General features: G+C 39.3%; 22 protein-coding genes. 12 read left to right on the top strand and 10 right to left on the bottom strand.

Features of this window, described 5'->3' with window-relative positions:
• The first annotated feature begins 1 nt into the window (after position 1).
• Positions 2-1,753: a DEAD/DEAH box helicase gene (locus tag H5120_RS18030; protein ID WP_182675676.1), complete on the top strand. Its 1,752-nt coding sequence runs from the start codon at positions 2-4 to the stop codon at positions 1,751-1,753.
• Positions 1,754-1,797: 44 nt separating this feature from the next.
• Here H5120_RS18030 and H5120_RS18025 read toward each other — a convergent pair whose 3' ends face one another.
• A complete protein-coding gene (locus H5120_RS18025) occupies positions 1,798-2,133 on the bottom strand; it encodes a ribonuclease E inhibitor RraB (RefSeq protein ID WP_002958248.1) in 336 nt (111 codons plus the stop codon).
• 214 nt (positions 2,134-2,347) lie between these two features.
• Between H5120_RS18025 and H5120_RS18020 the strand changes: the two genes are divergently transcribed.
• From H5120_RS18020 to H5120_RS18010, 3 genes are read left to right on the top strand one after another with little or no spacing between them, the layout of a single operon-like run.
• On the top strand, positions 2,348-4,075 hold the full coding sequence (locus H5120_RS18020) for an autotransporter assembly complex family protein (RefSeq protein WP_182675675.1): 1,728 nt from the start codon (positions 2,348-2,350) through the stop codon (positions 4,073-4,075).
• Positions 4,075-7,764: a translocation/assembly module TamB domain-containing protein gene (locus H5120_RS18015; protein WP_182675674.1), complete on the top strand. Its 3,690-nt coding sequence runs from the start codon at positions 4,075-4,077 to the stop codon at positions 7,762-7,764. Before H5120_RS18020 ends, H5120_RS18015 begins: the two co-directional genes overlap by 1 nt.
• 32 nt (positions 7,765-7,796) lie before the next feature.
• Positions 7,797-8,702, top strand: a complete 906-nt coding sequence (locus H5120_RS18010) for a peptidylprolyl isomerase (RefSeq protein ID WP_182675673.1) — start codon at positions 7,797-7,799, stop codon at positions 8,700-8,702.
• A 469-nt stretch (positions 8,703-9,171) separates the two neighbouring features.
• Here the strand turns inward: H5120_RS18010 and queF are convergent, their stop codons facing one another.
• Positions 9,172-10,017, bottom strand: coding sequence for an NADPH-dependent 7-cyano-7-deazaguanine reductase QueF (gene queF, locus H5120_RS18005; protein WP_182675672.1), 846 nt, complete (start codon positions 10,015-10,017; stop codon positions 9,172-9,174).
• A gap of 59 nt (positions 10,018-10,076) precedes the next feature.
• On the opposite strand from queF, the gene syd reads away from it, so the two are divergent.
• Positions 10,077-10,616: a SecY-interacting protein gene (gene syd, locus H5120_RS18000; RefSeq protein WP_138488796.1), complete on the top strand. Its 540-nt coding sequence runs from the start codon at positions 10,077-10,079 to the stop codon at positions 10,614-10,616.
• A 63-nt stretch (positions 10,617-10,679) separates the two neighbouring features.
• Here the strand turns inward: syd and H5120_RS17995 are convergent, their stop codons facing one another.
• From H5120_RS17995 to H5120_RS17985, 3 genes are all read right to left on the bottom strand, one after another.
• Positions 10,680-11,453: a Zn-ribbon-containing protein gene (locus H5120_RS17995; RefSeq protein WP_002958242.1), complete on the bottom strand. Its 774-nt coding sequence runs from the start codon at positions 11,451-11,453 to the stop codon at positions 10,680-10,682.
• Positions 11,454-11,466: 13 nt separating this feature from the next.
• The gene (locus H5120_RS17990; protein ID WP_007378199.1) at positions 11,467-11,733 is read right to left on the bottom strand and encodes a hypothetical protein; all 267 of its coding nucleotides are present in this window, start codon (positions 11,731-11,733) and stop codon (positions 11,467-11,469) included.
• Positions 11,734-11,829: 96 nt separating this feature from the next.
• On the bottom strand, positions 11,830-12,066 hold the full coding sequence (locus H5120_RS17985; protein WP_002958240.1) for a DUF2789 domain-containing protein: 237 nt from the start codon (positions 12,064-12,066) through the stop codon (positions 11,830-11,832).
• A gap of 153 nt (positions 12,067-12,219) precedes the next feature.
• On the opposite strand from H5120_RS17985, the gene H5120_RS17980 reads away from it, so the two are divergent.
• Positions 12,220-12,873: a GNAT family N-acetyltransferase gene (locus H5120_RS17980; RefSeq protein ID WP_024597670.1), complete on the top strand. Its 654-nt coding sequence runs from the start codon at positions 12,220-12,222 to the stop codon at positions 12,871-12,873.
• Positions 12,874-13,832: 959 nt separating this feature from the next.
• Here the strand turns inward: H5120_RS17980 and H5120_RS17975 are convergent.
• Positions 13,833-14,132 (bottom strand): DUF3301 domain-containing protein, encoded by a 300-nt coding sequence (locus H5120_RS17975; protein ID WP_002963032.1) that lies wholly within the window; start codon positions 14,130-14,132, stop codon positions 13,833-13,835.
• Entirely contained in the window at positions 14,133-15,161 is a 1,029-nt protein-coding gene (locus H5120_RS17970) for a DUF3549 family protein (RefSeq protein WP_182675671.1), read from the bottom strand.
• 104 nt (positions 15,162-15,265) lie between these two features.
• Here H5120_RS17970 and H5120_RS17965 point away from each other — a divergent pair, with 104 nt between their 5' ends.
• From H5120_RS17965 to H5120_RS17955, 3 genes are read left to right on the top strand one after another with little or no spacing between them, the layout of a single operon-like run.
• Positions 15,266-15,586 (top strand): YqcC family protein, encoded by a 321-nt coding sequence (locus tag H5120_RS17965; RefSeq protein ID WP_002963030.1) that lies wholly within the window; start codon positions 15,266-15,268, stop codon positions 15,584-15,586.
• Positions 15,579-16,343 (top strand): tRNA pseudouridine(65) synthase TruC, encoded by a 765-nt coding sequence (truC, locus tag H5120_RS17960; protein WP_182675670.1) that lies wholly within the window; start codon positions 15,579-15,581, stop codon positions 16,341-16,343. Before H5120_RS17965 ends, truC begins: the two co-directional genes overlap by 8 nt.
• Positions 16,343-16,792, top strand: coding sequence for a flavodoxin (locus tag H5120_RS17955; RefSeq protein WP_010553680.1), 450 nt, complete (start codon positions 16,343-16,345; stop codon positions 16,790-16,792). The genes truC and H5120_RS17955 overlap by 1 nt, the downstream gene beginning before the upstream one ends.
• A 66-nt stretch (positions 16,793-16,858) precedes the next feature.
• Here the strand turns inward: H5120_RS17955 and H5120_RS17950 are convergent, their stop codons facing one another.
• Both H5120_RS17950 and gloB read right to left on the bottom strand, forming a co-directional pair.
• A complete protein-coding gene (locus H5120_RS17950) occupies positions 16,859-18,439 on the bottom strand; it encodes a LysM peptidoglycan-binding domain-containing protein (protein WP_182675669.1) in 1,581 nt (526 codons plus the stop codon).
• Between the two features lie 155 nt (positions 18,440-18,594).
• On the bottom strand, positions 18,595-19,368 hold the full coding sequence (gene gloB, locus H5120_RS17945) for a hydroxyacylglutathione hydrolase (RefSeq protein WP_182675668.1): 774 nt from the start codon (positions 19,366-19,368) through the stop codon (positions 18,595-18,597).
• 53 nt (positions 19,369-19,421) lie between these two features.
• Between gloB and H5120_RS17940 the strand changes: the two genes are divergently transcribed.
• Positions 19,422-20,189: a class I SAM-dependent methyltransferase gene (locus H5120_RS17940; RefSeq protein WP_182675667.1), complete on the top strand. Its 768-nt coding sequence runs from the start codon at positions 19,422-19,424 to the stop codon at positions 20,187-20,189.
• A gap of 182 nt (positions 20,190-20,371) precedes the next feature.
• Here H5120_RS17940 and rnhA read toward each other — a convergent pair whose 3' ends face one another.
• The gene (rnhA, locus tag H5120_RS17935) at positions 20,372-20,836 is read right to left on the bottom strand and encodes a ribonuclease HI (RefSeq protein WP_024606536.1); all 465 of its coding nucleotides are present in this window, start codon (positions 20,834-20,836) and stop codon (positions 20,372-20,374) included.
• A 68-nt stretch (positions 20,837-20,904) separates the two neighbouring features.
• On the opposite strand from rnhA, the gene dnaQ reads away from it, so the two are divergent.
• A complete protein-coding gene (dnaQ, locus tag H5120_RS17930; RefSeq protein ID WP_024606537.1) occupies positions 20,905-21,618 on the top strand; it encodes a DNA polymerase III subunit epsilon in 714 nt (237 codons plus the stop codon).
• Between the two features lie 9 nt (positions 21,619-21,627).
• Positions 21,628-22,998 carry a TIGR03503 family protein gene (locus tag H5120_RS17925; protein ID WP_182675666.1) on the top strand — a complete coding sequence of 457 codons (1,371 nt, stop codon included), beginning with the start codon at positions 21,628-21,630 and terminating at the stop codon, positions 22,996-22,998.
• Positions 22,999-23,085: the final 87 nt, after the last annotated feature.

The raw sequence follows: 23,085 nt of genomic DNA, 5'->3' as shown, positions 1-23,085 counted from the left end.
CATGAGCTATAAACTAAGACCTTACCAGCAAGAAGCCGTAGAACGCACCGTTTTACACTTTAGAAAGAGTAATGATCCTGCCGTAATTGTATTACCAACCGGTGCAGGTAAGAGTTTGGTTATTGCTGAACTTGCGCGTATAGCTAAGCAAAAAATATTAGTGCTTGCTCATGTAAAAGAGCTGGTAGAGCAAAATTCGCAAAAATATAAAAGTTTTGGTTTAGAGGCGAGTATATTTTCAGCAGGCTTAAAAGAAAAATCATTAAACCATCAAGTAACCTTTGCCAGTGTGCAATCACTTTCTCGTAATTTAAATAAATTAAATGAGCATTATTCATTACTTATTATTGATGAATGCCACAGGGTAAATGGGGATAAAAAAAGTCAGTACGGTAAAGTAATAAACAGTTTAAAAGAGTATAACCCTCAGTTAAAAGTATTGGGTTTAACAGCAACACCTTATCGGTTAGGAATGGGGTGGATATACCATCACCATTATCATGGTTTTGTTAAGGGTACTCAAGAAAGCCCGTTTAAAAGTTGTATTTTTGAATTGCCGCTCAGGTATATGATCAAACATAATTATTTAACGCCACCTAACGAAGTTGATGCAGCAATTAGCCATTATGATTTTTCGTCCTTAGATAGCAATGCATTTGGGCAATATACGACTGATGATATGAATGCGCTTTTAAAAAACAGTGAGCGCGCAACGCAGGCTATATTACAGCAAGTAATTCAATACAGTGAAGAGCGCGAAGGTGTTATGGTTTTTGCCGCCACGGTAATGCATGCCCAGGAAATATTAAGCTACTTGCCAGCTCATCAAAGTGCACTAATAACAGGTGATACGCCAAACACTGAGCGCGATAAAATCATTAAGCAATTTAAAGCTAAGCAATTAAAGTATTTAGTTAATATATCGGTACTAACAACCGGCTTTGATGCGCCACATGTCGACTTTATAGCTATTTTAAGACCTACAGAATCGGTTAGTTTATATCAACAAATTGTGGGGCGAGGTTTAAGGTTATCCGAATCAAAAACGGATTGCTTAGTAATAGATTATGCTGGCAATGGTTTTAATTTATTTCACCCAGAAGTAGGTGATAAAAAAGGCGATAGTGATAATGAACCTGTGCAGGTACTTTGCCCAGGTTGTGGGTTTGCGAATATATTCTGGGGTAAAACAGACTCCACTGGCAAAGTAATAGAGCACTTTGGCAGGCGTTGCCAAGGCCTGTTAGAAGATGATGAAGGTAGAAAAGAGCAGTGCGATTATCGTTTTAGGTTTAAAGAATGTGAGCAGTGCGGTGCCCAAAATGATATTGCTGCACGTAAATGCCATGATTGCGGGGCGGTAATGGCCGACCCTGATGATAAGTTACGCAATGCATTAAACTTAAAAGACGCACTTGTGCTTCGATGCAGTGGGTTATCGGTAACTCAACTTAAAGATGAACTTATTAAAGTAACGTATTTTGATGAAGATGGCGCAAGTTGCGATGAGGTATATAACCTCGCAAATAAAGGCGGGCAATTTATATTTAATAAGCAATTTGGTCTACGAGTAGGACTTGGACAAACACCTATTAATTTTAAAACTGCAGCGCAAGTAGTAAGCGCACAATTTGAATTAGTACCACCAGATTTTGTTATTGCACGAAAAAGCAAAAAGTATGGTTGGAAAGTGGCTGATAAGCTATTTGACTATAAAGGCAATTTTAGGAAGGCAAATCAGTTAAGCCGCTAAGCTTAACTGATAGAGTACATTGAACTAATACAATTAAAAGGCAATTAAGCTTCGTCACCGTCCATTAATCCCCAGCCGTCACCGTATCCATTAAAGCTATTAGCAATGCTTTCAATGTATTGCTCAGCTTGGCCTAAAAGGGTGTGCTCTGGCACCATTTGTACTTGAGTGATTACTTCCCATACGCCAGTGTCTTTACATTTTTCAAGTTCAGCCTTTTGAACTAAAGCATCAGAGACTATTTCTTTAGCAAATTTTTCAGCATCGGCTTCTTGTTCAAATAAAATAAAAAAATCGACTTGGTGCATTTTATTTAAATCAATGCCAGCAGCGGCTATTTCGGCTAAAAGTTGGCCGTTATCATCATCAGGGAATTGCATTAAAAACTCATTTAAAATTAATTTTTTATTCGTAGGCACTATTGTAACTAAAATATTGTCTTAACGCGTACTAATTTTAATTATGCTGATACTTATTCAAAGTTAAATTTACGCGTTAGATTGTCATTAAGTTAATGTGTTGCTCATTATGGCTATGCTAATATGCGCGTAATTAGCCAGTTTTATGTAAGATATTAAAAGTAAGGATATTTACTTGTTTATTAAGTTTTTACGTTGCATATGTGTTGTGAGCGCTTTAATTGCGACAAATAGCTATGCGGCAGAAAAAGTCATAGAAGATTACGAAATTAAAGGGTTAAGTGGTGATTTAGAAAATAACGTAGCCCTTTATCTCAAGCAGTTAATTGGTGAAAAACCAACCCGTACACTTCGTCGTTATGCCCAAAAGCAAGTACAAAATAGCATTAAAGCACTTGGTTATTATAGCCCGACCGTCGAGGTTATTTATGATAAAGACGACAGCGAGCTAATTGTTAAAGTTGAGCGAGGTCCTGCAACTCGCATAGAAGCAATTAATATTACGCTAAACGGCGATGGCCAAAATGATACTCAATTACAGGCATTAATTAAAAATACCAACTTAAAACAAGGTGATGTTTTAAATCATGGTAGATATGACTCTGCTCATAAAAAAATAGAATCTATGCTATTGGAGCTTGGCTATTTTGATGCAAAGTGGCCAGCGCGCAAATTAGAAGTGTCACTTAAGAAAAATAGTGCTGTTATTACTTTTGTAATTGATACTGGGGTTAGATATCAGTTTGGCGATATAAAAATTGCCAGTAATACGCCTGCTGAAAAATACATACGCTCGCTTGCGCCTTTTACTCAGGGTCAACCTTATAAATCAACACATATTGCTGACTATAATTTGGATTTATCAAGCACCCCTTATTTTGCAAGCGTGCGAGTTTACGCCGATATTGCTGCGCGTAAAAATGGCCAAGTACCTATTAAGGTAGATGTGTTGCACAAGCCTGCAAATAGCTATGAAATTGGCGGCGGTTTTAGTACTGACTTAGGGCCCAAAGTGCGTTTTAAATGGAGTAAACCGTGGATCACAGAAGACGGCCATTATCTCGAAACTAATTTAAATGTGGCGCAAAGGCAGCAAGATATTTCCATGGCTTATACCATTCCAGTTGATGATCCGAATGATGATTTATGGCGTTTTTCTGCTGGTTATAAATTAGAAGATGAGCTCACAAACGACACTTACAGTGAAATATTAACTGGGCAGGTTCAGCGCCAATGGTTAACCGAAAATAAGTGGGTGCGTACTGCATTTTTACGCCGCGACCAAGAAACCTACCGCATCGGTGATGAAGAGGAAGAAAGCACAGAAATGTTAATGCCGGGCATTAGCTACGCCCGCAAAAAATCAAAAGGCGGCACGACTCCATACTGGGGAGAGCAGTGGCTTATATCTGCTGAGTTTGGCTTAGATGATGTGCTTTCGAGTACTAATCTGATTAGGGTTCAAATGCAACATGCGTGGTTACGTACTTACTTAGATAAGCATTTAGTGTTTTTAAAAGCAAATGTTGGTGCAATGCTTGTTGATGATATTGAAAACGTACCTTACTCACTGCGTTTTTACGCAGGTGGCGATCAAAGTGTTCGTGGTTTTGCGTACCAATCAATATCGCCGGAAAATGATGATGGCGATCTCATCGGTGGTAAATACTTACTAACCAGTACAATAGAGTACAACTATCAGTTTGCTCAAAACTGGCGCGCAGCTTTATTTGTTGACGGTGGTACTGCGACGAATGATTTTTCTGATGATTTTGAAGTAGGCGCTGGTTTTGGTTTTCGCTATTTAACACCCGTTGGCCCAGTGCGTATAGACCACGCTTGGGGATTAACAAAAGAAAGTAAAAGCACACGTTTAAGTATTACCATAGGGCCAGAAATTTAATGTCAGTATTAAAAAAGATAACAGCCGCCGTAAGTGCTATTTTTGTCACGTTAGTTGTCTCACTATTTTGTTTGTTATTTACCGCACCCGGTAATCAATTTATTGCTTATAGTGCAAACAAAGCGGTAGATGGACTACATATTGAGATTAAAAATGGCCGTTTTATTTATAATGATGCCTTTAATGTGCGCTTTACTAGCAACGGATTGGACTTTAATGCACAACAATTGAAAATTGATTTGTTTTGGTGGCAGTGCGATGGAATTTGTATAGATAACTTAAGTGCTAAATCTATAAATTTAACATTACCAAAAACTGCAGAGTCACAAGAAGAAGCCGCGGCAGAGCCGCTTGAAAAAATCAGCTTACCTTTTAATATTGCTGTAAAAAACATTGCGATCAATAAATTTACGCTAGAGCATCCAAGTGCAAACGTAAGCGTTAATAACTTTAAACTCTCAGCAAAAGCAGAGGGTTCAAAGCTGACGGTTAAAAGCCTGAATATTCCCACCATACTTGTTGCTTTAAAAGAGCAAGAACAAGATGCGAAAACACAAATGGCGCAAAATACTCAAGCGCCTTTGACGCACCTACCCGCACTGCCTAATATAGAATTTACTTCACCACTTGATTTAGTTGTTGAAGACTTTGAAATAGCTAACATTACGATTGAGCAAAACGAAGCCCAGCATGTTATTGAAAACATCTCGCTGCAATTAAGTGTGGAAGATGCGGTTATTAATTTAGAGTCATTCTCAGCAAAGTATGAGCAGTGGCAGCTTAATACGCACCTTAATGCTGAGCTTGCAGGAAATTTGCCCATAAAAGGGAATGTTGTTTTACAAAGTGATGAGCACCAAGCCAATTTGCAGTTGAATGGCGACTTATCAAATCTAAACTTAAATTTAGAAACGCAAGGACAATATCCGCTTAGTTTAACGGCAACGGCAAATTTAAAGCAAAAAAACTATCCGTTTGAGTTAAATGGCAAAATTAAACAGTGGCTTATTGATGCACAAAGTAATGAGCTTAAAGTGCGAAATGTAAGCCTCAATGCACAAGGTAATGCCGACGATTACCAGCTTAGCCTGCAGGGGAATAGCCAATTAGGCGCGTACCCAGCTGTTGACTTAAATACCCAATTAAAAGGCAGTCTCACCAAAGCAACTTTACAAGCGCTAAGCATTAAAGCGAACGAAAGCAGTGCAACTATACAAGCCAATGTTGATTGGCAAAAAGGCATACAGGCTAACTTTAATGGCACGCTTGCTAACTTAAAAGCGCAGTACTTAACTGATGCCGCTACCAGTGATATTTCAGGACAGTTTAAAGGCTCGTTTAATGCAGCTGACGACAAGTGGCAGCTACAAATGAATAATACAAAGTTAAACGGATTACTTAACGACGTGCCACTAGAATTTGCCTCAAACTTTAAGCTCGACAACACGTTAAAAGCTAATATTGATAGTTTTTATTTAAGTAGCGGCACCAATAAATTAGCACTAAGCGGGCAAGTTGATGACACTTGGCAGGTTGATGGCAAAGTAACGCTTAAAAGTGATGAAAAAGCTAATATTCCATTTACTGCTGATGGCAACGCAAATTTAAAAGTGAGAGGGGAAAGGTTAACGCCCTCTGTTGATTTAGCGCTAATACTCGATCGCTTTATTTTTGATGAAATAAACATTAATAAATTATCAGTAAAAGGGCAGTTAGATACCGCAGCCGATTGGCAAACCGATGTTTCGGTAAGTGTTGGTTCGGCGCTTGTAGCCGAACAGCAAATTAATAGCGTTAAAATTGATATTAGCGGCGACAAAACAGATCACCAACTTACGGCATATGTAAATGCCGAGCAAGGCAGTGTAGAGTTTGAAGTTAATGGCAAAATTAATAATACCACTTGGAATGGCGAGCTTAGTAATGTAACGCTCAGCGATAAAAAGCTTAGTTTTAGTAATACTAAAAATATTGCCATTATGGTTAATACGCAAAGTGGCGACTTTGATGTAAGTGCACATTGTTGGGCATCTGAGCAAAGTAAATTGTGCATAGACACCTTAGCCCAATCAAAAAACCTCGGTCAGCTAAATGCTAAACTAAGCAATTTAGCTCTTGAGGAGCTTAAGCACTTTTTACCTAATAGCATTCGTACTCGCGGTAATATAACTGGCGATGTAGCACTTAATTGGCAAAGTGGTGCGCTTAAAACATTACGCGCAAATATCGATTCTAGCGACTTAGAAGCGGTGCTTACCTCGGAAGAAGATCGTTTTAAATTACCAATCGAAACTCTAACTGTTAGTGCATTTTCGGACTCTCAAGTTGGCAAGCTTGAAGCTAATTTAGAATCAAGTGTGCTTGGTAAAATAAACACACAAATTGATATTGACGACATACAAAATACGCAAGCGCTTAACGGCACTATTAATATTGATAAAATACTCCTTTCAGACTTACAACCATTTCTTGAAACCCTTGAGCAGTTAAAAGGTGATATTAGTGGAAAAGTCGCGTTAGCAGGTACGTTAAAAGATCCATTATTAAATGGCGAGCTTAATGTGAGCGATATTAGTTTAGAGGGCGAGCAATTGCCTATAGCGCTGCAAAAATCAAATATAAACGTATTGTTTGATAAAACAACAGCCACAATAAAAGGCAACTTAAACGACAACCAGGGCGGTAAAATAAACCTCACCGGTGACGTTGATTGGCAAGGTGCGCAACCTGCTGTAAATGTGGCGGTAGTTGGCGATCAGTTTTATGTTCGCGCGCAGCAAGGGGTTACCTTTAAAGTATCGCCGGATTTAAAAATAGGCTTGGCTAATAATGCACTCAAGCTTGCTGGTGAGGTAGTTATGCCTTACGGTCGTATAATGATTGAAGAGCTTCCTGAGGGCGCAGTGCAAGTTAGCGATGATGAAATTATTGTTGATCAAAAAACCGAGGCCACCGAAACAGTTCCGTTTGATTACGACATAGATTTAAAAGTGATTGTTAAAAACGATGTAAAAGTAGAATCGTTTGGCTTGGAATCAAAAGTTGCGGGTGATTTAGCGATAAAAATGAGTCAAGGTGCACCAATTATAGCCACAGGTGAGCTTAACTTAATTGAAGGTACTTACTTAGCCTTTGGGCAAGATTTAATAATCAGCACCGGGCAAGTAGGTTTTAGCGGTTCAATTGAACAACCATTTTTAAATATTAAAGCAATACGTAACCCCGACACGACTGCAAATGGTGTCATTGCAGGGGTTACGCTTACGGGTAATGTTGAACAACCAACGCTTAAAATATTTTCTGAGCCTGCGATGGATCAAGCACAAGCACTCGCATATTTACTTAATGGCCAACCTTTAGGCGATGGAGAAAGTTCGTCAAGCGATGCTATGCTCACACAGTTATTACTTTCTCAAGGGGTTAGCCGCAGCGAAGGGGTTGTTTCTAAGGTAGGTGAAACCTTTGGGTTGTCAGATGTAAGTTTAAGCTCATCAGGTAGTGGTGATAGTACCAAAGTAGAAATATCAGGATACGTAGCACCCAGTTTGCAAGTTAAATATAGCGTGGGTGTATTTGATTCGCTCAGTGAAGTGGCTGTGCGTTATCAGTTACTTTCACAGTTATACATAGAAATAACAAGCGGCCTATATCAAAATGTTGATGTGCTATATAAGTTTGATTGGGAATAACCAAAACTATAATAATTATAAGGATATAAGCGATGAAAAAAATTATATTGCCAGCTCTGCTTAGTGTTTTATTGAGCGGTTGTGCTCAACAACTAGGTGATGATTTTGCTAAACAAGAGCTACCTTTATTGAGCGCGAGTGAGGTAATTGCTAGTGCAACAGATAATGACTGGCGAGTAGTGGATGCTCAAAATATTTTAAAGGTAACGCTGCCAACGGGCGATGCGTATATTGAACTTAATGAACAGCTTGCCCCAAAGCACGCTCAAAACATTAAAAAGTTAGCGCGAGAAGGGTTTTATAAAAACACCAGCGTTTATCGGTTTGTTGAGGGTTTTGTAGCGCAAGGTGGCGACAGCTCGGGTAAAAAGTTAATTAAAACTGCAGATAAAACAGTTCCAGCTGAGTTTTATTTAACAACAAACAAACCACTTTTAATTACTGAGCTAAATGGCGACGGATATGCACCAGTTACCGGCTTTTTAAACGGCTTTGTAGTAGCTCAAAACTCAGCACATACGCAAACATGGCAAGTGCATTGTAGTGGCGTGTTTGCCATGGCGCGCGACAACGATAAAAATAGTGCGAATACGGAGTTTTTTGTAACAATAGGGCAAGGCCCGCGCTACCTTGATAAAAATATTACGGTGTTTGGTAGATTGCTCGCAGGTATAGAGCATTTTAATCGTTTAGCGCGTACACCAACTGAAGGTAAAGTGTTTAACCCAATTACCAATATACAAGTTCTTGGCGATATACAAAGCGATAAAAGTATATTTAAAGTGATGAAAACAAACTCACCGGTGTTTAAAAACTTAATTAGTGCTCGTAAAAACCGTGTTGAACCATGGTTTGTTAAAGCACATAACTACGTTGATGTGTGTGGTATGCCCATACCCACTAAGCGCGAAGTTATACCAATTCCAATAAATAGCTGATCTATTTTACTTGCTAAAACAACCCATTTCTTTGTTGTAAATTTCGCAAAGGGAACACCATTTACATCAATTTACGCCTAGAACTGAATTGTTTTTTCGGCGTAAAATTTAGCTCACATACTTAATGGAATTGGTATTAATTAAAAAATGTAAAAAGGAGCCTAGGCTCCTTTTTTAATACGAGGGTCTGTTGATCTTTACGGATTAAAATTTGTTCAATCTAGGAGCTATTTAATCTCGGCGCGAGGTTTGTAACCTAGTGGGCTAAGTCAAAACCGAGCAACAAAGAGTGAATAGCCCCTAGGCAGAACCCTTTGGGCAGCGCCTGTTTGGCATTAATGCTACGTTATCGCCTATTTATGGGGAACAACCACACTGCATAGGCTCTGCCTTGTCTAAATACCAAACAGACTGCTGCAAATTTAACCTTGAAAGGTCAGCAGACCCTAATATTCCAGTTTAAAATAACCTACTGACGATTAATTTTAACTGCAAATGGCGTATCGTTATAATGCGTAGAGCGATACGGGTTTATATCAAGCCCACCGCGACGAGTATAACGCGCGTAAACCTCTAACTCTTTAATATTAAGTTGTGTTGTTAAATCGCTATAAATACGCTCAACACACTGCTCATGAAATTCGTTATGCGTTCTGAACGAAATTAAATAACGCAATAACGATTCGCGACATATTTGCTCGCCTGTGTATCGTATAATGACACTTGCCCAGTCAGGCTGGGAGGTAATTAAACAGTTCGACTTAAGTAAGTGGCTGTAGAGCGTTTCAGTAACTACTTCATCACTTTTTGCTTTAAGTGAATTAGCATCAATATCGTAATTATTAATCACAATATCTAAATCATCAATACATTCACCTGGCAGCGCTGTACACGGTAAGCAATTGTAATCATCAGGATTATATAAAGTCACTTTGACAGGGCTGTTAACCGCGTTTGATAAATCATCAATTAAATGCTGTTTTACTACATCAATGCTTTCAAATCGGGTTTGGTTAAAGCTATTTAAATAAAGTTTAAACGACTTTGACTCAATAATATGGCTGCTTTGGCATTCAAATGTAAATAAGGCCACGGCAACTTGCGGTTTACCTTTATTGTTTAGCCATGAAAGCTCGTAACCTGTCCAAATGTCTTGGCCTTTAAATGGAAGCTCTGCTTCGTCAATATTTAAAGCATCACGATTTAGTTTGCGCGCAATAGGGAAAAGCAAGCTTGGCGTGTACACATCTACATACTCAGTAGATTGGCCTAATACGCTACCTTTAAGGTCTGGAGAATTGCTGTAATCTGTCATGTTTGCTCTTAAATAGTTACAATAGGGACATTATATCTAATTTAAATGAGTTTCACAGTATGTCTGTTGCATTGCTTATAGAACAACTTCATCAAACATTTAGCGAAAATACCCTTAAAAACACTACAAAGTACCCACTTATTGCGCATGACGAGCAATGGCCAAGCCCATGTGAAGTTGGTGAGGTTGACGAGCAAGGAAACATTCAATGGCAGGGGGCGCGTCAGCAACCTGCAGGTTCGCTTAATGATTTAGCCAGTGCACTAGAACTTGAGTTTCCAAAAGCGCTTAGCGAGCTATACGGACATATGTACGGTGGAAGTATTTTAGCAAGTATTGATGGGCATCAGGTTGAATTACTACAAGCATGGAACGAAGAAGACTTTAATTTGCTACAGCAAAATATAACGGGCCACGTTTTAATGAAACGCAAGCTCAAGCAGCCAGAAACAGTATTTATTGGTTTAACAGATCAAGATGATTTACTAGTAAGTGTATTGGTGCACACTGGCGAGGTATGCTTAGAGTTTGTCGGCAAAAAAACACACCATGTACTTGCACCTAACATTAATGCTTTTTTAAAGGCGTTAGAGGTTTAAAACGTGTTTAATAAATCAGCTTAGCGTTATCACTAAGCTGATTTTAAGCGCTTATTAAAGTAGTTACTGAAAATCCCACGATATATTAGACACCAAGCCACACGGCTCACACCTAAAGTCGAATAACCCAAACCACGATTCAGGTAATTTCCAGTCGCCGTTACAACTAGGGCACTTTCGTTCAAGTTCAGACGCTTTATCTACGCCGCCTACACGGTATAAATAATAATAGGTTGGCTTTTTAGTTAAAAAACTAATTCGCTTTGTTATGTCTTTTCCGCGTCTGTATAAGTCGCTTTGAATACTCGATATTTCTTCAAGCGCCGGAAACTCACAACGGGTTGCGCCATTAATTTGGATTTGATCGCAGGCTTGCCAATCTTCTTGCCATTTTATAAGCGTTTTATAGTCACCATTAGCAATTGCCGGAATACGAAATAGCGGCACAGGCAAAAAGTCATCACCACAATAAAGCGGGCTGCACGTATGCACATAGGTTGTATATAAAATATAACTTGATGGTTCTTTGCAGCAATCAGCACCGTTGGAGTGAATATCTTGTCCGATCACTTTTACTTTTGGCGCAAGTAGCCCAGCACTATGTAACTTTTCGATACTGTGCTTAACAAACGGGCTGTTATTTAGCGGGTGCATTGCATCTTCAGTAGGGCACATTACGCGGGTAATAAAAAATCCATCTTTTAAAACGGTTGGAAATTCTTCTCCCATTATTTGACCATTAAAACGCAGTGCATTTACTAAGCGATTTATTGCTTGTTCGGCTTGTTCTAGGGTGGTGTCTTGGTAGCAATCAAAAGTTAAATCAACAACGAACATTTATAGTCTCAAATTATTTTTGTTCTAGCAGCGCAAGAAGTTTATCGAGTTTTTGCTCAATTCTATCTAATTGACTTGTTTTAAGCTCAGTATTATCTGACTGCTGTGGGTTTCTCATGAAGTTATTAATTGAATCAGGATTGTTTTTATATTGGCTTACTGCTGCAATAATCATCGGCATTGGAACCGGTTGCGCCAAACGGCTTTTAGTTAGTGCTACAGTAGGGGTTTTGCCTTCATCGAGAAGGGCTTTGATTGCATCAAATACAACTGAATTCATTAGATATATAACTCTTTAATAAAATAAATACGCAGCATATAAATGCTGCGCAGATGCTATGTTAGCAATAAATAAGGGAGGGTACATTAAATAAAATTACTTACTTTGACGAATGCGCACATCTAACTCGTCAATTACTTCACTCCAATCTCCGTCTTGTGCAAGGGATTCAGCTAAAAAGTGCTGTTGTGCCTCATCCCAAAAAGAAGCTTCTTGGAGTAGTGTTGTGTCTTCTAATTCATGTGAGGCAATAAATGCATCTATTTGCTCATCACTATTTGGTAATCCAAGCTGTGCAAAAAGTGTGTTAATGTCGTGTTTTGTCGTATCCATGATATTGCTCCTTTAAATGAATGAAAATTCATACTAGTACCTAACTGTACCTCCTGCTAGTTAAACCCTCGCTGAATTTACGGTTAATAATTTTAGGTATATAGTTAGGTTTAAAGTTAAACAGCCTATAGCTAAAATAATAAAGGAAATACAATGAGTGTAACCACACCAGCTGATACGTTCAGCGTACAGTATTTAGCTGCAGAAGATATTAGTACTGCAGCGAGCCTAATTTATCAGGCTTATCATGACGATCCTGTATTACTAAACATGCTTAGCTACAATGACGAAAATAAATCAGTTTACGAAAAAAAATTACGATCATTAATTCGCGAAGAGCTCAGTAGTTTTTGGCAAGAAAAACAGCCATTAATTGGTTTATACCGCAACGATAAATTAAAAGCAGTAGCGTGTGTATTTGAATCTAATAGCCAATTACAAGCGCAGCGTTATTGGCACTGGCGTTTAAAATTAATGCTGAGTGCGGGCTACTTACAAACAAATCAATTAATAGATAAAGAACAAACAATTAGAGACGCCCTTAAACAAAAAGGCAATTACTATTTTTTAGCTTTTATTGCCGTAGACCCACATTTTCATGGACAAGGCTTTGGCCGTTACTTACTACGTGGGCTGGATGATTTAGTTAAATGTAACGCTGAGTCAACGGGGATGGCTGTATTTGTAACACGTAAGGAGCACATTGAATTTTTTAAAACTGAAAAGTTTGAAGCTTTTAAACACCTTACTTTTAATCAAGTAGAGGGCGAGTTACTGTTTAAATCAATAATTGAGCCAACTATTTAAAATTATAATGTGAGCCAATGCGCCCAAACGGACATAAGACCGTGAGATATATCTCACATCATCGTAAGCATTGTCACTTAAAGGCTACTAATAAGTAGCCTTTTTTGTTCTAAGTCATTGTTCTGCAGTGTTTATTTTGTTTTTTCATTTTTGTGACGTTTATTTATTTAGTGTTAAGTCCTATTTCTCCCCCCTGATTGCTTTAAACTTCTCTTTGTCAAGACGACATAGCTCAATGATTGAGTTACTGCCAAGGATAAGGAATAGGCAACATAGCAGACGCTAGCAGGAAGCATAAAGGACAAGCTAAAACGGATACAAGGAAGAATAAGGAAGTGCATGAAGCACTTAGTAGCTAGGAGTTACTTTAGGATAATCACGGATGACGCTACAGGAAGTAGCAGGAGCGTTAGTTTACGCAGGACTGCCAAGATGGCAAGTGGACATTGCAGGATGCAAAAAGTGGCAGGAGCTACTTTAAAGGATTACCAGGGATGATGCTACGGGACGTAGCCAAACGATAGATTTCGTGGGTTTGCCAAGATGGCTATGGACATTGCAGGATGCAAAAAGTGGCAGGAGCTACTTAAAAGGATTACCAGGGATGATGCTACAGATGTAGCCAAACGATAGATTTCGTGGGTTTGCCAAGGTGGCCATGGATATTGCAGGATGCAAAAAGTGGCAGGAGCTACTTAAAAGGATTACCAGGGATGATGCTACAGATGTAGCCAAACGATAGATTTCGTGGGTTTGCCAAGGTGGCCATGGATATTGCAGGATGCAATGTGAGGGTAAACAAGGTTGTTTACTCGTTCAGGGGATGATAATACGGATTTAAGATAATGGATATCTAGCAGGATGCAGTCCAATTGGGGCGTAACTTTAGTTACGCCTTAGTTTTTTGTGTTGAATTAAATTTATTAATTTAAGACACACACTCTTAAAGTATATTAAGTTTATATTTTATGCGGTGGAACAACCACACTTTTCAAAAACTCATTCTCCATAATTAACACACCTTGATAAGCATTTTCACCGTCGCTTGAAAACTCAAATATAAATTCACTTTTAATGCCTGGCTTGCCGTTCTTTAAAAAACCAAAGCGGCGTTTTGTGCATGCAACACTCATCAACTGCACCTGCAGTTGCTCACTTTGACGTTTAGCATGAACGTTCGCCGCTTCAGCAACCTTTCGGTTAAGCCAAAATAAGTAAATTACACTACCAATAAGTATGAACGTCCATAAACTTGCCATTTAAGAGAATAACCTTCCAATTGCACGCGCGAGGGTTTCGCTACGATTTTCTTTACGTAATAAGCCTAATAAATGCGGGCGAATAGTTGGTATTGCAACTAAGTCAGCAAAAATACTTGGAAACAGTTCTTCAATTTTTTGATGATGCGCGCAATTATCCATAAATACATGTAAGCGTTCAGGGTTTTCTAATTGTTTAAAACACCGCCCAGCTATTGTTAGTAACACGTCAGAGTCGTGCTTCACTGGTGAGCTTAGTACAGTATCAACTAATTGAGCGCATAACCCTTGAGCTTGACCTTTTGAAGCTGATCTTAGTGCTGCGGTTATAGCCACTGTGTCGTTGTTACTAATTGCACCCTGCGTGTAATCAACAAGTAACTCACTCATTGATGTTGGTATTTCAACGTGTTCAAGCATGGCACTGAGTGGTTGTAGTACTTCAATAGGTAAATGCGCCCATGCTTTTTGCAGATTACTTAAGTTTGTATCGCTGTCTAAGCGTAGTGCAAAATCGGCAATACCCTGTAGTGCAACACTTTGCCAATTATCAAAACCAATTTTACCGCTAAAGTACAGTTGTGCATGCTCGTAATACTGCGATGCAGGCTGTTTTAATAGTACTTTTACTTGGGCGTTAAATGCCGCTAATTTATTTGCGTTTGGTGTAAAAACATAAGGGTTATTATCAAGCTTTCCATCGGCTTGTTCGCCTGTAATTTCAGTGCCTAGCGCTTGTATAACCATATCAGCAAAGTGATCGCGACTAGCACTTACAAGCATACTTTGCTCATCAAGTGGGAATTTTAAAAACCATACATACGGTTCTTTACTGGCTTTAGTATCCCAAAATTGAATAGCGAGCCATGCATGACCAGCAAGTGGATAAGGGTAAGGCACTTGAGCTTGTTCAATAGCTAAAAATTGTTTTTTATCAAGCTTAGTAATGTGCCTGCCAATATCAAAAGCACGCCACTGAGTACCCGCACCATCTAAAAGCTGACCTAATGTAGCTATTTGATCACTCATTGTTTTCTCAACTGTTTTTACTGCAAAATTACATTAATTATACGTCATAGCCGCTTGTGAGGGAACAGGGTATAATTGCATTACATATATAAAAGAGGGTGGTTATGTACCAGCAAACCCAAACTTATTTAGTGCAGCTAACGGCACTTTTACAAAAACACGCGCTTTGGCAAAGTGAGCCAATAGACGCTGAGGCACTGCTTTCAAATACTCCTTTTTGTCACGATACAATGGCATTTGAGCAGTGGTTACAATTTGTATTTATTGAAAAAATACAGCAATTAATAACACATAGGCAACCACTGCCGCGTAACTTTGCTATTGCCCCTATGGCGCAAATGACACTTGTGAATAAAGCCGGAAGCGATGAAATTATTGAATTACTAACAGCCCTTGATACCTTTTTAGGAGAACCAAATGAGTGAGCCTCCAGCGCCTATTGAATATGGCGAGCTGACTATTTTGTATCAAGATGAAAACTATGTGGCTATAAATAAGCCTTCAGGTTTATTAGTGCATCGCTCGTTTTTAGATAAACACGAAACCCAGTTTGCTATGCAAATGTTGCGCGACCAGCTAGGTCAACATGTATTTCCAGTACATAGGCTCGATAGACCTACGTCGGGCGTATTACTGTTTGCATTGAGCTCGGAAGCAGCTCGCGATATGAACCAGCTATTTATTGAAGGTACTATTGCTAAGCGCTATCTGGCCTTAGTGCGCGGTTTTGCGCCAGAGTCAGTGTTTTTAGATAAACCGCTTAAAGAAGAACTTGATAAAATAGCCGATAAGTTTGCAGATCAAGATAAAGCACCGCAAGAAGCGCAAACCCAGTTTAATTGCTTGCACCAAGCTGCATTGCCTATTCCTATAGGTAAGTATCCAACAGTGCGTTACTCTTTAGTTGAGTGTTTTCCAAAAACCGGGCGAAAGCATCAAATTCGCAGACACTTAAAGCACTTATCACTGCCTATCATTGGTGATGTAAATCATGGTGATAACCAGCATAATCAATTTTTTAGAGAGCATTTTGAGCTAAGACGCTTAATGTTATTTGCAACAGAGCTTAGTTTTGTGCACCCTTATAGTAATGAATCAATAACAATTAAAGCGCCACTAGGTGAAGACATGCTTGAAATATGTAAGCAGCTAGGTTGGCCAGAGCAAGAAAAGGATTATTAATGGCACATATTAGTATTTTTGTAGGCAGCGTTAATGGCGGTGCAGAGCGTTTAAGCGATGAAGTTGCAGCCACAATAGAGCAAGCGGGTCATACTGCTACAGTAATTACTGAAGCATCACTTGATGATATAAAAAATGCATCGCATATTTTAATTGTTACCTCCACAACAGGCCAAGGTGATGTACCGAGTAATTTGGCCGGATTGTACTTTGCAATGAATAGCACTTTCCCAATGCTTACCGATAAACCGTTTGGTGTAATTGCAATGGGTGACAGATGTTACGGCGATACATTTTGTGGCGCAGGGCGTAGCTTTGACGAGTTACTACGCGATTTACAAGCAAAGCCTGTGGGCAACCGCCTAGAAATAGATGCATGTGAAGATTTTGAACCATGGCCAGTAACCGAGCCTTGGTTAAAAGTATGGCTAGAAAAACTACCTGCTTAATACTTTAATTTTAAGGTATTAAAAAAGGAGCGCATGCGCTCCTTTTTGCTTTTGTAGCTTTATAAATTAACTACTTCTGACATCTACTTTAAGTTTTAGCTTTTGGCCAGGTTGTAAGTATTTTTGACCGGCTAAGTTATTCCACTTAATAATTTCGTTAACGCTTAGGTTAAACTTAGACGCAATACGTGCAAGTGAGTCACCACGGCGTACTTTGTATGTAATAGTACGGTTGGTACTTGCCGTTGCTTGTGGTTTATTAGCTGACTTATACACAGTAAGTTTTTGATTTAGGCGCAGTACAGAGTTTTTCTTTAGCTTATTCCATTTAGCCAACTCATCCATAGTTACGTCATATTCGCGGCTAATGTCCCATAACGTGTCGCCACTTTTAACTGTGTGCGAAAGCTTTGTGCGAGTTGCTTTATTAGCAGCTAAACGCATCTGCTTTGGTAAATGTTCGCTATTTATAGCGCCATCAGTAAGCGGGACTAGTAACTCTTGGCCTACTTTAATCGTATTTGATTTGAGTTTATTAAGCGATCGGATTGCACTTGAGCTCGTTGTAAATTTTTTGGCAATTACTGATAAGCTGTCGCCTCGAGCCACAATATAACGCTGCCAGCGTAATCTGTTTTTAACATCAGTGTTTGCTAGTTTTTGGCTAAATTGCTCTGCTTTATCTACTGGCAGTAATAAAGAATGTGGGCCATTAGGATCAGTTGCCCAGCGATTAAAACCGGGGTTTAATCTGTATAGCTCTGTAAGCGTCATATCGGCCATATCAGCAGCAAGTGCTAGATCTATTTGCGAGCCAACATCAACCACTTCAACCACTTGTGCATTAATTACTGGTTGCCATGTAACGTTAAAATCATCTGAGCGTTTTAATAAATCGGCAAGTGCTAATAACTTTGGTACGTAGGCTGTTGTTTCGCTTGGTAAATCAAGAGACCAAAAATCGGTAGGTAAATGCTTTTTACGATTCTTTTTAATTGCGCGCATCAAGCGCCCTTCACCTGAATTATAAGCAGCAATCGCATTTAGCCAATCGCCTTCAAGTGTTTTATGTAAATACGATAAGTAGTCAAGTGCTGCGCGAGTCGACTGCACTATGTCGCGACGACCGTCGTACCACCAGTTTTGTTTTAAATCGAATCGCTCACCGGTTGCAGGCATAAACTGCCAAATGCCCGATGCGCTGCGATTAGAATAACCAAACGGGTCAAATGCGCTTTCTACAATAGGCAGTAGTGCAATTTCGATTGGCATTTCGCGCTTTTCTACTTCTTCAACAATAAAGTGTAAGTAAGGTTCTGCACGTTTAGAAATACGATCTAAATAGGCTTGGTGGCGAGCGTAATAATTACGTTCAGTAACAACAGGGCGGTTTTGCGGTATTTCGATAGAAAGTTGGTAGCGAATTCGCTCCCACACATCATCAAACACGGGAGCTTCTTGCTCATCAGAGTCAACTTGCTGATATTGTGCGTTTACCATCAATGCATTGTTAATGTCGTTAGGACTTGCGCCTTCGAGTTGTTGGTTTGCTTGCGTGGCAACTTTAGAGTCTGACTCTAAAGTTGTCAGTGTTTGACAACCACTTAGCGCTAACGCCAAGGCTACTAATAGGGGAGATTTATTCATAAATACCAATACATCGGGTAAAAAACTCGGCGAATACTACCTGCTATGAGTTAACATTGCCACTTAATGACATTTTAAAACGCAGAAATAGAATCATCACTATATCTTAAGTTAATGATTCTAATAAAATAAATATTAAAGTATTAGTTTTTGCATTAAAAATTGTCTTTGAACTGTCTCAGACTCGCAAAGTTTCCCCAAGGTTCATTGTTTTTTGTAACCGAGATAAATTTCTCGGGCACTAACTCTATAATGGTTGGCAAATCGCTACGCATAAATGGATTTATTTTTAGCTCTTGTCCAATAGAAGTAGGTAATGAGATTTGATTATTACTGCGTAATTCATCTACTTTTTTACTGTACGCAAGGAGTTCTGGATTGCGTGGTTCAACTGCTTTGGCAAAGGCAAGATTAGCTTGCGTGTATTCGTGTGTGCAATACACAACACAGCTTGCAGGCAGCTCTCTTAGTTTATTAAAAGATTTCCACATTTGCTCCGGCGTGCCTTCAAATAAGCGCCCACATCCACCGCTAAACAATGTATCGCCTGTAAAAGCAAGTTCATCATTTGTGTAACAAATATGATCAAGCGTGTGCCCAGGAGTTGCTAAAATAGTAAAGTTAATATTAAGCACACTGATGCTTTGTCCATCAGTGAGTGCGTGAGTGACGCCTTTAAATGGACTATTTGCAGGGCCATAAACCGATATATCTGGATAGGCGTCAACTAATTCAGCTACGCCATCAGTGTGGTCGTAGTGATGATGCGTAATTAAAATACCACCAAGCCTTAGTTTGTGCTCAGCTAAGTACGTTAATACGGGATGTGCTTGGCCTGGATCGACTACCCATGCTTGGTTACTGTTATCGGTAGTTAAACACCAAATGTAATTATCAGAAAAGGCTTTAATTGCTTTGACTTGCACCATGGTAAATTGCTCTATAAAGTGACACTTATCACATAGTATAACGAGCTCAAAAAATGAAACCAGCCCTTAGTTTTCAAGAAGGACCCAAACCACTGTCGTGGCAGCAGTTTCCTCATGGGGATTATTTACGCACAGATATTGAACGTAAAATGGAGCAATGGCTACCGCGTATGTTTGGCTATCATATGCTTAAGTTGGGTAATTTAAGTGGCGAATTAAACACAAGTATAAGTACGATTAAACACCAAGTGTGTGTTGCAGAGCCTGGGCCTTACACCGGGGTAGTTGCTGACATAGATGAATTGCCATTTTACGAGCACAGTATTGATGCCTGCATACTAAGCCACTGCTTAGAGTATCATTCAGACCCACATCACATTTTACGAGAAGCACATCGCACGCTTATTCCGGGTGGTTATATACTAGTGACTGGTTTTAACCCGTTTAGTTTGTGTGGGCTTGCACAAATGCTGCCTTTTAGTGGTCAGAAATTACCATGGACAGGGCGCTTTTTTACCCCTGCGAGGGTTAAAGATTGGCTAAATTTATTGGGTTTTGAAATTGTAAGTGACGAACGTTTTATTTATTCATCACTGGCAAGAGGTAACAGGTTATCAAGATTTGAGTTTTGGCGTACTTTTGCAAAACAGTATTTAAAACCAATGGGCAGTGTTTATATGCTGGTGGCACGAAAAAGAGTTGCGCCACTTACGCCAATAAAACCTAAGTGGCATGCTAGGCCGCAATTTGCACCAGTAAAAGGGGCAGGGCTTAGACAAACGTCAAAGCAACACTTTAAATCGTGCGAGCAAAAAAAATAATACCAATTGCATTAAGTAAGTGATCTATTATAGCGCTAAGAAAATAGCACATTAACAAGGCGAAAATTGTGACATATAGTTGTTCTATATGAATAATTTTTAACGCAGTTAGTGAGTTATTTAATGCGATAGAATGAACATGTTTTTAATAAAATTGGTATAACAACTAGCTTAGAATAAATTTAAGGCTGGTAGCCTACATCTTCTAGTAAATCTTTACTGCCAGCGGCATCGCGGGCTAAATCGTCAACTATTTCGTTGTATTTATTGCCGCTATGCCCTTTAACCCACTTCCAAGTTACATTGTGCTCGCTACAGGCTTTATCTAGGCGTTTCCATAAATCGACGTTTTTAACCGGCTTTTTAGCTGATGTTAACCAGCCACGTTTTTTCCAGTTAGTGATCCACGATTCAATGCCTTGTTTAACATATTGGCTATCGGTTGTTAGGTTTACTTCGCATTCTCGAGTGAGTGATTCTAGGGCTACAATAGCCGCGAGCATTTCCATTCGGTTATTTGTTGTGAGTTTATAACCTTGGCTCATTTCTTTTTCGTGGCCGTTATAAATCATAAAAATACCATAACCGCCGGGGCCTGGATTACCTAAACATGAGCCATCGGTGTAAATCTCTACGGTTTTTTGCACTGTTTTACCTTGATCTTATGTACAATAAAGTGATTATAGAAAGATACCAGAATCAGGCTAAATTCGATATGGCACGTAGACAAATAGTTTTAGATACAGAAACCACCGGCATCGACCCTAAACAAGGGCACCGTATTATAGAAATTGGTTGTGTGGAGTTAGTAAATCGCCGTTTAACAGGCAATAATTTTCACGTTTATATAAACCCACAACGGCCAAGTGAAGAAGAAGCAATCGACGTTCACGGTATCACTAACGAATTTTTACGTGATAAACCGTTATTTCATCAAATTGCCCAAGAGTTTTTCGACTATATTGAAGGGGCTGAGTTAGTTATTCATAACGCACCGTTCGATGTTGGTCATATGGATAATGAATTTGCACTACTTAATCAGGGCTATCCTAAAACAGAGACTTTTTGTCAAGTTCTCGACACGCTTAAAATGGCGCGTGACTTGCATCCAGGTCAAAAGAACAATCTTGATGCATTATGTCGTCGTTACGATGTAGATAACGCAAAGCGAACACTTCACGGCGCGCTACTGGATTCTGAAATTTTAGCCGATGTTTACCTTGCCATGACGGGTGGTCAAACAAAGCTGAATTTGAATCAAAACAAAGATGACGGCAGCGAGCAACAGAAAGGCGGTATAAAGCGTTTAAATAGCGATAGAGCCCCATTAGTTGTATTGCGAGCAAGCGACGCTGAGCAAAGCGCACACGAAGCACGATTAGATCTTGTAAACAAAGAAGGCGGCCAATGTATATGGCGCGCTGAATAAGGCGATTTAATGAAAACGATGTATTTTGTAACAGCGTTATGTGCCGCTAGTTTATTTACTGGCAATGCATATGGCGTAAAACAAGTAGAAGTGCTCAAGCGCGATGGGCATCAAAATGAGATCCCTTTACTTGATAATCGTTTTCGCATAGATAGCAAAATAGATGAAATAACACTGCTGTTTTTTAGAAAATCAGGTACGCCTGCTGTTATTTTAGTGCGGCCCGATGGCAGTAAGTACTTTGCTACTGACTCAGTTAAAAACCCTAACTTAGATTGGTTTGACGAACTCAGCTACGATTTAGTTACCATAAAGAAACCTATGGCAGGTCCTTGGCAAGTAATAGGCAGTATTTTGCCCGATAGCAGAATAGTTGTATTAGGCGAAATATCTCTTGAGGCAGAGCCTCTTCCTTCAATGTTGTTTAGGGGGGAGACAATAAAAATCACCGGGAAAATACTAAACGACGGTGAGCCAATTAACACAAACCTATTTAGGGATGTTGTGAGCCTTAATGTTGACTTTGTAAGTACCAACAATGAAAACTTTGCTAACTTTGGCGCAGGCATTCAAGAAGTAGCGGAATTTAAAGACGATGGACGTGGATTTGATGAGCGCCCTAAAGATGGTGTGTTTACCGGCGAGTTTACTTTAGATTTTCCTGCGGGTGAATGGACACCAGAGCTTTACGTGGCAACACCTCTGCTGCAGCGTCGCATTGTGCAAAATACAATAGAAGTGCACGAGCCACCTTTTGTAACCGAAGTCGCGTTAGCAGAGCAAGACACAGACGAGCATCTGTTAACTATAAATATAGACCCAAGTATCGTTAAGCCAGAAACAGTCATCATCCAGGGAAAAATATACTATCCTAATAACGAAGAGCAGATGTTTACCATAGATGCTGCAGCTAAAGACTCACGTCAGATTAGTGTTAAAAATTATGATTGGGGTAGATATAGTGTTGAACTGTCTGTTTTTGGCACTAATGTTAATGGTCGTGAATTTATGGCAACGCTGCCAACGTATAAATTTGAGATAGAACGACCCATAGAAGCGGTGCCCGAAATTGATCCGGAAACGATTATTACACCAGATAAAATGATTGAGAGTGAACCTGCTGAAGAAAAAATGGCCACATCAACAATTATTAGTTTAATTGTAGGCTGCAATACGCTTATTTTATTACTCGGTTGGTTGTTAATTCGTATATTTGTTCAGAAAAAACCGATTAAATTTAAAGTTAAGCTGCCTTTTTTAAAGAAAAAGAAAACAAGCGAAGGTGATGTTGCCGACACAGAAAAAAATCAAGTCGGTAAAAATGGCTCAAAAAATGACAGATCAGGTGAAATTTTAAACCTTTCGATGACAGATGACTAAAAAACCTATAAAAAAACAAAAAAGCCCTTGACGAAATAGGGGTTGGTTCGTATTATTCACGCCGCTGTCAGGGAGACCTAAACAGCA

The sequence above is a fragment of the Pseudoalteromonas sp. SR43-2 genome (genome assembly GCF_014163885.1).
GTDB classification, from domain to species: domain Bacteria; phylum Pseudomonadota; class Gammaproteobacteria; order Enterobacterales; family Alteromonadaceae; genus Pseudoalteromonas; species Pseudoalteromonas distincta.
The sequence above is the reverse complement of the archived record's forward strand: the minus strand, read 5'-3'. Positions and strand labels throughout refer to the sequence as shown.